This window comes from Catellatospora aurea (assembly GCF_042663325.1).
GTDB lineage: Bacteria > Actinomycetota > Actinomycetes > Mycobacteriales > Micromonosporaceae > Catellatospora > Catellatospora aurea.
This window is the reverse complement of sequence record NZ_JBHTAC010000001.1, coordinates 365,588-378,123: the sequence shown is the minus strand read 5'-3', so window position 1 is coordinate 378,123 and position 12,536 is coordinate 365,588. Positions and strand designations below refer to the sequence as shown.

General features: G+C 70.4%; 12 protein-coding genes. 8 read left to right on the top strand and 4 right to left on the bottom strand.

Features of this window, described 5'->3' with window-relative positions:
* Window positions 1–54: 54 nt before the first annotated feature.
* Window positions 55–1,170: a transaldolase gene (gene tal / locus ACFQO7_RS01780; RefSeq protein WP_376804663.1), complete on the bottom strand. Its 1,116-nt coding sequence runs from the start codon at window positions 1,168–1,170 to the stop codon at window positions 55–57.
* A 3-nt stretch (window positions 1,171–1,173) separates the two neighbouring features.
* On the bottom strand, window positions 1,174–3,252 hold the full coding sequence (gene tkt / locus ACFQO7_RS01775) for a transketolase (protein WP_376804662.1): 2,079 nt from the start codon (window positions 3,250–3,252) through the stop codon (window positions 1,174–1,176).
* A 319-nt stretch (window positions 3,253–3,571) separates the two neighbouring features.
* Here tkt and ACFQO7_RS01770 point away from each other — a divergent pair, with 319 nt between their 5' ends.
* From ACFQO7_RS01770 to ACFQO7_RS01760, 3 genes are all read left to right on the top strand, one after another.
* Window positions 3,572–4,474, top strand: coding sequence for a heme o synthase (locus tag ACFQO7_RS01770; protein ID WP_376804712.1), 903 nt, complete (start codon window positions 3,572–3,574; stop codon window positions 4,472–4,474).
* Between the two features lie 217 nt (window positions 4,475–4,691).
* A complete protein-coding gene (locus tag ACFQO7_RS01765) occupies window positions 4,692–5,012 on the top strand; it encodes a hypothetical protein (protein ID WP_203696723.1) in 321 nt (106 codons plus the stop codon).
* 82 nt (window positions 5,013–5,094) lie between these two features.
* The gene (locus ACFQO7_RS01760; protein ID WP_376804711.1) at window positions 5,095–6,003 is read left to right on the top strand and encodes an ATP-grasp domain-containing protein; all 909 of its coding nucleotides are present in this window, start codon (window positions 5,095–5,097) and stop codon (window positions 6,001–6,003) included.
* Window positions 6,004–6,167: 164 nt separating this feature from the next.
* On the opposite strand, the gene ACFQO7_RS01755 is transcribed toward ACFQO7_RS01760, so the two are convergent.
* Both ACFQO7_RS01755 and ACFQO7_RS01750 read right to left on the bottom strand, forming a co-directional pair.
* On the bottom strand, window positions 6,168–6,887 hold the full coding sequence (locus ACFQO7_RS01755) for a hypothetical protein (protein WP_376804661.1): 720 nt from the start codon (window positions 6,885–6,887) through the stop codon (window positions 6,168–6,170).
* A gap of 76 nt (window positions 6,888–6,963) precedes the next feature.
* Window positions 6,964–7,884, bottom strand: a complete 921-nt coding sequence (locus ACFQO7_RS01750; RefSeq protein ID WP_465252376.1) for a COX15/CtaA family protein — start codon at window positions 7,882–7,884, stop codon at window positions 6,964–6,966.
* A 211-nt stretch (window positions 7,885–8,095) separates the two neighbouring features.
* On the opposite strand from ACFQO7_RS01750, the gene ACFQO7_RS01745 reads away from it, so the two are divergent.
* Genes ACFQO7_RS01745 through sufC form a run of 5 tightly spaced genes read left to right on the top strand, consistent with a single transcriptional unit; the run spans window position 8,096 to window position 12,528 of the window.
* Window positions 8,096–8,860 carry a helix-turn-helix transcriptional regulator gene (locus ACFQO7_RS01745; RefSeq protein WP_376804660.1) on the top strand — a complete coding sequence of 255 codons (765 nt, stop codon included), beginning with the start codon at window positions 8,096–8,098 and terminating at the stop codon, window positions 8,858–8,860.
* Window positions 8,857–10,278, top strand: coding sequence for a Fe-S cluster assembly protein SufB (gene sufB / locus ACFQO7_RS01740; protein WP_360529192.1), 1,422 nt, complete (start codon window positions 8,857–8,859; stop codon window positions 10,276–10,278). Before ACFQO7_RS01745 ends, sufB begins: the two co-directional genes overlap by 4 nt.
* Window positions 10,278–11,420, top strand: coding sequence for a Fe-S cluster assembly protein SufD (gene sufD, locus ACFQO7_RS01735; RefSeq protein WP_376804659.1), 1,143 nt, complete (start codon window positions 10,278–10,280; stop codon window positions 11,418–11,420). Before sufB ends, sufD begins: the two co-directional genes overlap by 1 nt.
* Complete coding sequence (locus ACFQO7_RS01730) at window positions 11,417–11,752, top strand: non-heme iron oxygenase ferredoxin subunit (RefSeq protein ID WP_376804658.1); 336 nt, start codon at window positions 11,417–11,419, stop codon at window positions 11,750–11,752. Before sufD ends, ACFQO7_RS01730 begins: the two co-directional genes overlap by 4 nt.
* Complete coding sequence (gene sufC, locus ACFQO7_RS01725) at window positions 11,749–12,528, top strand: Fe-S cluster assembly ATPase SufC (protein WP_376804657.1); 780 nt, start codon at window positions 11,749–11,751, stop codon at window positions 12,526–12,528. Before ACFQO7_RS01730 ends, sufC begins: the two co-directional genes overlap by 4 nt.
* The last annotated feature ends 8 nt before the right edge of the window (window positions 12,529–12,536 follow it).

Here is a 12,536-nt window from a genome sequence, read left to right as displayed (position 1 = left end):
TGCGCTCGTCGGCGGCGTGTCCTACCTGCACCATGGTTCGCTCGCTGCGCTCGCTCACGCCTGCTCCAGCTTCGCCTGCACGCCCGCGAGCAGTTCCTTCCAGCTGGCGTCGAACTTGGCGACGCCGTCCCGCTCCAGGAACTCCACCACGTCGTCGTAGTCGACGCCGACCTCGCGCAGCGCGTCGAGGGTCATCTCGGCCGACTGCAGGTTGCCGGTGACCGTGTCGCCGGGCACCTTGCCGTGGTCGGCGAAGGCCTTCATGGTCTTCTCCGGCATGGTGTTGACCGTGTTCGGCGCGATCAGCTGCTCGACGTAGAGCGTGTCCGGGTAGGCCTCGTTCTTGGTGCCGGTGGAGGCCCACAGCGGCCGCTGCGGCTTGGCCCCGGCGGCCTTGAGGGCGGCCCAGCGCTGGCCGTTGACGACGTCCAGGTGCGCGCCGTACGCCAGCCGGGCGTTGGCGACCGCGGCCTGCCCGCGCAGGGCGAGCGCGTCCGGGGTGCCGATCTTCTCCAGCCGCTTGTCGATCTCGGTGTCGAAGCGCGACACGAAGAACGACGCCACGGACTCGATCTTGGCGATGTCGTGCCCGTTGGCCTGCGCCTGCTCCAGGCCGGTCAGCCAGGCGTCCATCACCGCGCGGTAGCGCTCCAGCGAGAAGATCAGCGTCACGTTGACGCTGATGCCCTCGGCCAGCGCCGCGGTGATCGCGGGCAGGCCGGCCAGGGTCGCCGGGATCTTGATGAACAGGTTGGGCCGGTCGACCAGCCACCACAGCTGCTTGGCCTCGGCGATGGTCGGCTCGGTCTGGTCGGCCAGCCGCGGGTCCACCTCGATGGACACCCGGCCGTCGGCGCCACCGGAGGCGTCGAACGCCGGGCGCATCACGTCGCAGGCCCAGCGGATGTCGTACGTGGTGAGCATGCGCACGGCCTCGTCGACCGTGACGCCGCGCACCTTCAGGTCGTGCAGCTGCGCGTCGTAGTCGTCGCTGCCCGCCAGCGCGCCCGCGAAGATGGTCGGGTTGCTGGTCACACCGACGACGTGCGACTCGTCGAGCAGCGTGGCCAGGGCGGTGTGCTTGCCACCCTCGGTCAGCCGCTCACGGGAGATGTCGTCGAGCCATACCGCGACGCCCGCGGCGGAGAGCTCGCCCAGTGGATCAGTCATGTGTCACTCGCCTGCCTTGTTCAGGGAGCGGCGGGCCGCGGCCGCGACCGCCTCCGGGGTGAAACCGAACTTCTCGAACAGGGTGGCCGCCGGTGCCGACGCGCCGTAGTGCTCCAGGCTCACCGACTCGCCGGCGTCGCCGACCAGGTCACGCCACGACATGGCGATACCGGCCTCGACGCTCACGCGGGCCTTGACGTTCGCGGGCAGCACGGACTCCCGGTACCCCGCGTCCTGGGCGCGGAACCACTCCTGGCACGGCATGGACACGACCCGGGTGGGCACGTCCTCGTCCTCCAGCAGCTCCTGGGCTTTGAGGCAGATCGAGACCTCGGAGCCGGTGCCGATGAGGATCACCTGCGGGGTGCCGGTGGAGGCCTCCTCCAGGATGTAGCCGCCGCGCTCGAAGCCGACGACCTTCGCCGGGTCGAGCGTGGGCACGTTCTGCCGGGTCAGCGCCAACGCCGTGGGCCGGTCGCTGTGCTCCAGCGCCATGCGCCAGGCGTGCGCGGTCTCGTTGGCGTCGGCCGGCCGCACCACGTCGAGGCCGGGGATGGCGCGCAGCGCGGTGAGCTGCTCGACCGGCTGGTGGGTCGGGCCGTCCTCGCCGAGGCCGATCGAGTCGTGCGTCCAGACGTACGTCACCGGCAGCTTCATCAGCGCGGCCAGGCGCACCGGCGGGCGCATGTAGTCGGAGAAGACCAGGAACGTGCCGCCGTACACGCGGGTGCCGCCGTGCAGGGCGATGCCGTTCATGATCGAGCCCATGCCGTGCTCGCGGATGCCGAAGTGCAGCGTGCGGCCGTACTCGTCGCCGGGGAACTCCTTGGTGGCGAACTCGGCCGGGACGAACGACGGCTCGCCCTTCATGGTGGTGTTGTTGCTCTCGGCCAGGTCGGCCGAGCCGCCCCACAGCTCCGGCAGCACCGGGGCCAGCGCGTTCAGCACTTGGCCGGACGCGGCCCGGGTGGCCAGGCCCTTCGGGTCGTGCGGGAAGGACGGCAGCGCCTTCTCCCAGCCCGCGGGCAGGGTGCGGGTGCTCATCCGGTCGAACAGGGCCAGCCGCTCCGGGTTGGTCTTCGCCCAGTCGTGGAAGGCCTCCTCCCACTGCTCGTGCAGCAGGCGGCCGCGCTCGGCCACGGCGCGGGTGTGCGCGATGACCTCGTCCTCGACCGGGAACGCGACGGCCGGGTCGAAGCCGAGCAGCTCCTTGACCGCGGCGGCCTCGTTCGGGCCGACCGCCGAGCCGTGGATCTTGCCGGTGTTCTGCTTGGTCGGCGCGGGCCAGCCGATGATGGTGCGCAGCGCGATGAAGCTGGGCCGGTCGGTGACCGCCTTGGCGCGCTGGATCGCCGCCCACAGCGCCGGGACGTCCTCGTGGTAACCGGTGTTGCCGCCGGTCCAGTCGACCTTCTCGACGTGCCAGCCGTACGCCTCGTAGCGCTTGCAGACGTCCTCGGACTTCGCGATGAGGGTGTTGTCCTCGATCGAGATCTCGTTGTCGTCGTAGAAGACGATGAGGTTGTCCAGCTTCTGGTGGCCCGCGATCGAGGAGACCTCGTGGGTCACGCCCTCCTCGATGTCGCCGTCCGAGCAGATCACGTAGATGTGGTGGTCGAACGGGCTGGTGCCCGGGGCGGCGTCCGGGTCGAACAGGCCGCGCTCGCGGCGCGCCGCCATCGCCATGCCTACCGCGTTGCCCAGGCCCTGGCCCAGCGGGCCCGTGGTGGTCTCCACGCCGCGGGTGTGCCCGTGCTCCGGGTGGCCCGGGGTCAGCGAGCCCCACTGGCGCAGCGCCTGCAGGTCCGACAGCTCCAGGCCGTAGCCGGCGAGGTAGAGCTGGACGTACTGGGTGAGGGAGGAGTGGCCGGCGGAGAGCACGAAGCGGTCGCGGCCGGTCCAGTCCGGATCGTTGGGGTCGAGGCGCATGGCCCGCTGGAACAGCAGGTACGCCAGCGGTGCGAGGCTCATCGCGGTGCCCGGATGGCCGTTGCCGGCCTTTTCGACGGCGTCCATGGCCAGGACGCGGGCGGTGTCCACCGCGCGGCGGTCGATGTCAGACCAGATCAACTGCTCGGTCACAGCTGTGCTACTCCTAGCGGCTCGTTTCCGTCGCGCCAGGCCGTGGAATGGTTCGCCACGCCCAGGGGCTCCGGCAGGTATGAAGCATCGTCGTCCGGGCGGCCACGGTGTCGCCTGGCGTCGTTGTTGACCCTACTCATACCGCGCACAGCGCATGTGTGAACCCGTCCATTCCGGGTGTGGCGTAGCGCTCGCAGGGGTTGACCAGCGTTGCCGTACCCTGTTGCGGGTGAGCACGCTCGCCGCAGAGTCGCCTGAGGCGGCCACCGTAGATCTCCCGTCCCCCCGCACCGCCACGATCCCGGTCCAGCCGGGCGCGGTGGCCCGTGCCGCGCTGCTGCAGCAGCGCAAGGCCAGATGGGCCGTGGTGGGGGCATACGTGTCGCTCACCAAGCCGCGCATCGTCGAGCTGCTGCTCATCACGACGATCCCGGCGATGATGCTGGCCGCGCAGGGGCTGCCGTCGATCTGGCTGATGCTGGTGGTGCTGGTCGGCGGCTCGTTCGCGGCCGGCGCGGCCAACGCGATCAACTGCTACATCGACCGCGACATCGACCCGCTGATGGGCCGCACCTCGCGTCGCCCGCTGGTCACCCACCAGATCTCGCCGAAGAACGCCCTGGTGTTCGGCCTCACTCTCGCGGTCGCCTCGACCGTGCTGATGGCGGCGTTCACCAACTGGCTGGCCACCGCGCTGACCGTGGCGGCGATCGTCTACTACGACGTGATCTACACCGCGTGGCTGAAGCGCACCACGCCGCACAACACCTTCTGGGGCGGCGTGTGCGGGGCGATGCCGGTGCTCATCGGCTGGGCCGCGGTGACGAACTCGCTGGCCCCGGCGGCCTGGCTGCTGTTCGGCGTCGTCTTCTTCTGGCAGATGCCGCACTTCTACGCGCTGGCGATCCGGTTCAAGGACGACTACGCCAAGGCCGGCATCCCCATGCTGACCGTGGTGGCGACCCCGCGTCGCGTCGCGATCGAATCCGTGGTGTACTCCTGGCTCACGGTGGCCGTGTCGCTGGCGGTGTGGCCGCTGGGCATGTCGTCGGTGTACGGCGTTCCCGCGCTGATCTGCGGCGGCTTCTTCATCCTGGAGGCCCACGGCCTGTACAGCCGCACGGTCAAGGGTGAGGACGTCAAGCCGATGCGGCTGTTCCACTGGTCCACGGCGTACCTCACGATCGTGTTCGTGGCCACCGCGGTCGACGTGTTCATCTGAGCGGTTCTTACCTGTTTCGGCCGGACACGCCCTTTTTCGGTAACGAGTGTCGGCCAGCTGACTGATTTCTGTCCGTTCTGTGACGCATTGACGATGCTATTTCCGGGCGAACCCGGACAGTCGATCTCTGTACATCGGGTTGCGATCACGTAACAGGAATCACAAAAGCTCATCACCATCCCTCCACAGGACACCCGTTCTGCTTATCGTGCTTGGCATGGCAGAAGGTTCAGATACGACGACGACCATCGAGCACCCCACCGCCACGCTTGTGGCGGGCCTGCGCGCTTTCGCGAGCGAGCACGGGGGAGCGAAGGGAGTCGTCGAGTACGTCGGACGGCGCGGTGCGCGCATCGTGCTGGTGGGCAATGACGGGGCATGGGGCGACCGGATGGCCGCCAGCACCGACATCGCCCGAGCCGCCTGCGAGAAGGCCGGCATCACCGTGGAGAACGAGTGGGAGCGCGAGCTGATCGAGCTCATGCGCCCCACGAACGACCTCTGGCGTTCCATGTCCAAGCGAGTTTTGGCGCGCTGAGGTTTCTTCAGATCCCGCGTTATATTCGGATCTTGTGAGCACATCCCTTGACCACGCGACCCGGGCCCAGGCCCGGGTCGCCCTGGTTTCCGAAGCAGGTTCCACCTCGCCCCGCCCCGGTGGGCGTCCCCGGGTCGCGATCGTGACCTGCGCCGAGATCCCGCTGCTGGAGGCGGACGACCAGTTGGTGCTGCCCGCGCTGGCGGCGCTGGGCGTCGACGCCTCGCCGGTCGTCTGGGACGACCCCGCGGCCGACTGGTCCGCGTACGACCTGGTCGTGCTGCGCTCGCCGTGGGACTACGCCCAGCGCCACGACGAGTTCCTCGCCTGGGCCTCCGGAGTGCCCCGCCTGGTGAACCCGGTCGAGACGGTCGCCTGGAACACCGACAAGCGCTACCTCGCCGAGCTGGCCGCGGCCGGGCTGCCCGTCACCCCGACGACCTTCCTGGCTCCCGGCGACACCTGGACGCCCCCGTCCGGCGACGGCGAGTACGTGATCAAGCCCGCGGTCAGCGCGGGCAGCCGCGACACCGGCCGCTACGGCCCCGGTGACGCCGCGCAGGCCGTCGCCCACGTCCACCGCCTCCAGGCGGCCGGCCGGATCACCATGGTCCAGCCGTACCTGCCCGCCGTGGACTCGTACGGCGAGACCGCCCTGCTCTTCTTCGCCGACCCGGAGTCCGGCCGCCTGGCGTACAGCCACGCCATCCGCAAGGGCCCCATGCTCACCGGCCCCGATGAGGGCCTGGAGACCCTGTACAAGCCCGAGGAGATCACGCCCCGGGTGCCCACCGCCGCCGAGCGCGCCGTCGGCGAGGCCGTCGTGGCCACCCTGCCCACCGGCCTCGTCTACGCCCGCGTCGACCTCATCCCCGACGAGCGCGGCAACCCGCTCCTGGTCGAACTGGAACTCACCGAGCCGTCGGTCTTCATGCTCCACGACGAGGGCTCGGCCGCCCGCCTCGCCGACGCCATCCGCTGGGCCATCTGACCCGGACCGGCCGCAGTCGCGACGCCCCGACCCGCCCACGCGGGCAGCGCCCAAGATCGTCCGACTTGCCTGGCACCTGTGCGTATCTTGACGCCGTATTCGCCCACGTGCCTGGCAAGTCGGACGATCTTGGTGTGGTCGACGCCCCGGCCGAACCAATCGGGTCAGTGGGGGGTGCGGGAGAGGAAGTCGCGCAGGCCCGCGCCGGGTGGGTCGTCGGGGTGGGCGGTGAGGCCGCGTTCGGCCCAGGAGCGGGCGGCGAGGGGGTCGCCGATGTCGGCCAGGGCGCGGGCGAGGCGGCCGTACTGGGCGGCGTGTTTGAGGTCGCCGCCGATGACCTCGATGAGGGTGGGGACGTCGCGTTCCCAGCGGGCCAGGCGTTCGACGGCGTCGCGGGCGGACAGATCGCCGGGGTCGGCGGCCCAGCGGCGGCGGACCACGGCGCGGTAGTGGTCCAGGCCGCCGGGGCCCAGGGCGGGGCCGTACGCCCAGATGTCGACGGGGCACCAGCGGCCGGTGTCGAACTGCACGGTGACCAGCCAGTCGGCCAGGTCGACGGGGTCGGGCGGAGACTGGCGGCAGGCCTCGGCGTGGGTGGCCAGCAGGCGGTTGAGCAGGTTGTCCAGGGCGCCGGAGGCGTCGTCGGCGTGGTCGAGAGTGCTCAGCAGCAGTTCGACGGCGTGGGCGAGGGGCTCGCGGGCGACGGCGGGCCGGCCGGTGCGCACCAGGGTGGCCAGCTCCTCGGCGACGTGCGCGGCGCTCTCGGCGTGCCGGACGCTCGCCCAGTAGTCGAGGTCACCGGTGGTGGTGAAGGTCCGGGTCACCACGCCGGGAAGGGAGTCCTCGGGGTGGGCCTGCGGCGCGCGGCGCAGAGAGGTGGGCACCCCGCCATCATCGCTCCGACGGGCGGTCCGTGAGGCCCTTGCGCGACCGGTTGACGACCGGATCGGAATCTGGCGGTTACCGGACGGTGACCAATGTCCGGTTCGTTTCGTGGCTGGTCACGCTGGACGCGCTCCCATCGGCCGTGGGGGCGTCGAACCCGGTGTGCCAGACCGCGGCCAGCGTGGCGACCCACACCGCGCACGCGCCGGCCATGTGCGCGCCGACCAGGATCGCGGGCAGGTGGGTGAAGTACTGCACGAAGCCGATCGCGCCCTGGGCGAGCAGCACGGCCAGCAGGGTCGCGCCGGTGCGGGCCATCGCCGGCGCGCCGACGGCGCGGGCGGCGAACCAGCACGCGACCGCCAGGCCGAGCATCAGGAAGACGGCGTCCACGTGCAGCTGCGAGATCATCTCGGGGTTCAGGCCGGTGCGGTGCGCCTTCTCGTCCCCGGCGTGCGGGCCGCTGCCGGTGACCACGACGCCGATCACGATGACGACGGCGGAGGCAGCGGTCAGCGCCCAGGTGAGCGGGCGCAGCCGGACCGCAGCAGGCTCGGCGGGCAGGGGAGCGGTACGCCGCCAGAGCAGGTACGAGCCGGCGATCATCGCGGCGGACAGCAGGAAGTGCAGGCCTACGACGTACGGGTTGAGGTCGGTGAGGACCGTGATGCCGCCGACGACGCCCTGCCCGGGGATGCCCAGGGCGAGGATCACCGCGGGGCGGCGCAGCCGGGCGTGCCGCCACACGGCCACGACGAGCAGGATGGCGATGGCGGACAGCACGAAGGTGAGCAGCCGGTTGCCGAACTCGATCGCGCCGTTGATCCCCATCGCCTTGGTGGCGGTGTACGAGTCCTCGGTGCACTTGGGCCAGGTCGGGCAGCCCAGACCGGAGCCGGTGAGCCGGACCGCGCCACCGGTGATCACGATGCCGATGTTGCCGATGAGCCCGGCCAGCGCCAGCCTGCGGCGGGTGACCGCGCCGGCGTCGAGCAGGTGTCCGACGAGCGGCACCCGCTCCAGGACCCGGGTGACCCGGGGGACGAATCCGGCTGCTTTGACGGTCTCGACATCACGCACGAACCGATGGTAGGCGCGCGTTCCGGACGTGCCGAGTTAGGGCAGCCTGGGTGTCAGGGGTCACGCCGGGGGCGGTTTGCGCACGTCGAACTAAATAAGTAACACTGGTGTAGTGAAAAAGGGCGGGGTGATCACCGAGGCAGCCGACCGCCGCGTGGGCCATCCTGCCACGCGCGGCCGGGTGATCGAACTGCTCGCGCAGGGCCCCGCGACCGCGGCGGCGCTGAGCGAGGAGCTCGGTCTCAGCCCGGCCGGGGTGCGCCGCCACCTCGACGCCATGTACGCCGAGGGCCTGGTCAGCGCCCGCGAGCAGGTGATCCGCGGCCCGCGCGGCCGGGGACGCCCCGCCAAGGTCTTCTCGCTCACCGACACCGCCCGCGACGGGCTCGGCCGGCACGCCTACGACGGGCTGGCCACGGCCGCGCTGCGCTGGATCGCCGAGCGCGGCGGCGAGCGCGAGGTGGCCGCCTTCGCCGCGGCCCAGATCGCCTCGCTGGAGCAGCGCTGCGAGGACGCCGTACGCGACTCGGGTGATGATCCTCTCGCCCGTGCGGAGGCGCTCGCGGAGGCGCTGACCGCTCAGGGATACGCTGCGAGCGCGTCCACGATCGCCACCGGCGGGCAGCTGTGCCAGCACCACTGCCCCGTCGCGCACGTCGCCGCCGAGTTCCCGCAGCTGTGCGAGGCCGAGACCGAGGTGATCGGTCGCCTGGTCGGCACGCACGTGCAGCGGCTCGCGACGATCGCGCACGGCGACGGGGTGTGCACCACCCACATACCTCCCAAGATGGCCCGCCCGGGAGCACCGCCGCCTGGCGGCGCGCCTGCTCCGGCGGGGCGCACCGAACTTGTTCAGATCCACGATGGCGTCACGATGAGGACGGACTCATGACCGAGCAGATCACCACGACCGAGGACCAGCTCGCTGGCCTGGGCAAGTACGAGTACGGCTGGGCCGACCCGGACCTGGCCGGGAGCAACGCACGGCGCGGTCTGAACGAGGCCGTGGTGCGCGACATCTCGGAGAAGAAGAGCGAAGCCGACTGGATGCTCGACCTGCGGCTGAAGGGTCTGCGCCTGTTCGGCCGCAAGCCCATGCCGAACTGGGGCGCGGACCTGTCGGGCATCGACTTCGACAACATCAAGTACTTCGTGCGCTCGACCGAGAAGCAGGCGGCGAGCTGGGAAGACCTGCCCGAGGACATCAAGAACACGTACGACAAGCTGGGCATCCCGGAGGCGGAGAAGCAGCGCCTCGTGGCCGGTGTCGCCGCGCAGTACGAGTCCGAGGTCGTCTACCACGCGATCCGTGAGGACCTGGAGCAGCAGGGTGTGCTGTTCCTGGACACCGACACGGCGCTCAAGGAGCACCCGGAGCTGTTCAAGGAGTACTTCGGCACCGTCATCCCGGTCGGCGACAACAAGTTCGCCGCGCTGAACACCGCGGTGTGGTCGGGCGGCTCCTTCATCTACGTGCCGCCGGGCGTCAACGTGGAGATCCCGCTGCAGGCCTACTTCCGGATCAACACCGAGAACATGGGCCAGTTCGAGCGGACCCTGATCATCGTCGACGAGGGCGCGTACGTGCACTACGTCGAGGGCTGCACCGCGCCTATCTACTCGTCGGACTCGCTGCACAGCGCGGTCGTCGAGATCATCGTGAAGAAGAACGCGCGCTGCCGGTACACGACCATCCAGAACTGGTCGAACAACGTGTACAACCTGGTCACCAAGCGCGCCGTGTGCCACGAGGGCGCGACCATGGAGTGGGTCGACGGCAACATCGGTTCCAAGGTCACCATGAAGTACCCGGCGGTGTTCATGGTCGGCGAGCACGCCAAGGGCGAGGTCCTGTCGGTCGCCATGGCCGGTGAGGGCCAGCACCAGGACGCCGGCGCGAAGATGGTGCACGCGGCTCCGCACACCTCCAGCACGATCATCAGCAAGTCGATCGCCCGGGGCGGCGGCCGCACCTCGTACCGCGGCCTGGTCCAGGTCATGGAGGGCTCGCACCACAGCAAGAGCACGGTCAAGTGCGACGCGCTGCTGGTCGACACCATCTCCCGCTCGGACACCTACCCCTACGTCGACATCCGCGAGGACGACGTGGCGATGGGCCACGAGGCGACCGTCTCCAAGGTGAGCGACGACCAGCTCTTCTACCTGATGAGCCGGGGCCTGTCCGAGGACGAGGCCATGGCGATGATCGTGCGCGGCTTCATCGAGCCCATCGCCAAGGAGCTGCCGATGGAGTACGCGCTGGAACTGAACCGACTGATCGAACTGCAGATGGAAGGCGCCGTCGGCTGATGAGCACCGAAGTTATCGCACCGCCCAAGACCAAGTCGCAGGCGTTGCGCTCGTTCCACGTGGCCGACTTCCCGGCGCTGACCGGACGCGAGGAGGAGTGGCGCTTCACGCCGCTCAAGCGCCTGCGCGGCCTGGCCGCCGGGGACGTCACCGCCGTGGCCGCGCCCAAGCACGAGCACGGCGAGCTGCCGGCCGGCGTGACCGTGTCGACGGTGTCGCGCTCCGACGCGCGCATCGGCGGGGTGCTCACCCCGTTCGACCGGATCAGCGCCTGGGCGTACGAGAACGCCGCCGACGCGCTGCTGGTCGAGGTCGCCAAGGAGACCGTGCTCGCCGAGCCGGTGTTGCTGCGGCTGAACGGCCACGGCGCGGACGGCGCGGCGGCCGCCCACACCTACCTGGCGGTCGGCGCGTTCGCCGAGGCCACGGTGGTGCTGGAGCAGACCGGCAGCGTCACGCTGGCCGACAATGTGGAGATCGCGGTCGCCGACGGCGCGAAGCTGACCCTGGTCACGGTCGCCGACTGGGCCGCCGACGCGGTGCAGGCGCAGCACATCAAGGTCAAGCTGGGCCGCGACGCGAAGATCCTGCACGTGCAGGTGTCGCTCGGCGGCGACCTGGTGCGCCAGTTCACCAGCGTCGACTACACCGGCCGCGGCGGCGAGGCCGAGCTCTACGGGCTCTACTTCGCCGACGGCCTGCAGCACATCGAGCACCGCCTGCTGGTGGACCACTCGGTGCCGGACTGCCGCTCGTACGTGGGCTACCGCGGCGCGCTGCAGGGCGACGGCGCGCACACGGTCTGGGTCGGCGACGTGCTGATCCAGGACCAGGCCACCGGCACCAGCACCTACGAGGTCAACCGCAACCTGCTGCTGTCCGACGGGGCGCGGGCCGACTCGGTGCCGAACCTGGAGATCGAGACCGGCGAGATCGTCGGCGCGGGCCACGCCTCGGCGACCGGCCGCTTCGACGACGAGCAGCTGTTCTACCTGATGGCCCGGGGCATCCCGGAGGCCGAGGCACGCAAGCTCGTGGTCCGGGGCTTCTTCGCCGAGCTGCTCGGCAAGATCCCGGCCGAGGACCTGCGCGAGCGCCTCGGCGCGGCCATCGAGGCCCGGCTGGAGAAGGCGGGCGCGTGAGCGAGTTTCTGAGGGCTTGTGCCGCCGACGAGGTCGCCAAGGGCGCGGCGCTCGCGGTGGACCTCGCCGGCACGCCGGTGGTGGTCGTGCACGCGGAGGACGACGGCTTCTACGCCGCGTACGACGAGTGCTCGCACGCCGCCGTGGCGCTGTCCGAGGGCGAGGTCGACGGCTGCACGCTGGAATGCTGGCTGCACGGCTCGCGTTTCGATCTTCGTACCGGTGAGCCGACCGGCCTACCCGCCACCGAACCCGTACCCGTCTTTCCCGTCGAAGTCCGTGACGGTGATGTCTACGTCAGCATGACGCCAAGCAATGGAGTGACCCGATGAGCAAGTTGGAGATCCGCGACCTTCAGGTGTCGGTGAAGCTGCCCGAGGGCGAGCTGAAGCCGATCCTGCACGGGGTCACGCTGACCGTGGAGTCGGGCCAGACGCACGCCATCATGGGCCCCAACGGCTCCGGCAAGTCGACCCTGGCCTACTCGATCGCGGGCCACCCGAAGTACGAGATCACCGGCGGCACGGTGACCCTGGACGGCCAGGACGTGCTGGCGATGACCGTGGACGAGCGCGCCCGCGCGGGCCTGTTCCTGGCCATGCAGTACCCGGTCGAGGTCCCCGGCGTGTCGGTCGCGAACTTCCTGCGCACCGCCAAGACCGCGATCGACGGCGAGGCCCCGAAGCTGCGCACCTGGGCCGGCGAGCTGAAGGGCTCGATGGAGAAGCTGGGCATGGACCCGGCCTTCGCCCAGCGCAACGTCAACGAGGGCTTCTCCGGCGGCGAGAAGAAGCGGCACGAGATCGTGCAGCTGGAGCTGCTCAAGCCGAAGATCGCGATCCTCGACGAGACCGACTCCGGCCTCGACGTCGACGCGCTGCGCGTGGTCTCCGAGGGTGTGAACCGGGTCAAGGACAACAGCGACACCGGCGTGCTGCTGATCACCCACTACACCCGCATCCTGCGCTACATCAAGCCGGACTTCGTGCACGTGTTCGTCGCCGGCCGGATCGTCGAAGAGGGCGGCCCGGAGCTGGCGGACAAGCTGGAGGCCGAGGGTTACGAGCGTTACGTGGCGGGCGCGGGCGCGGCCGTCGCGGCTGCCTGAGGGAGCTG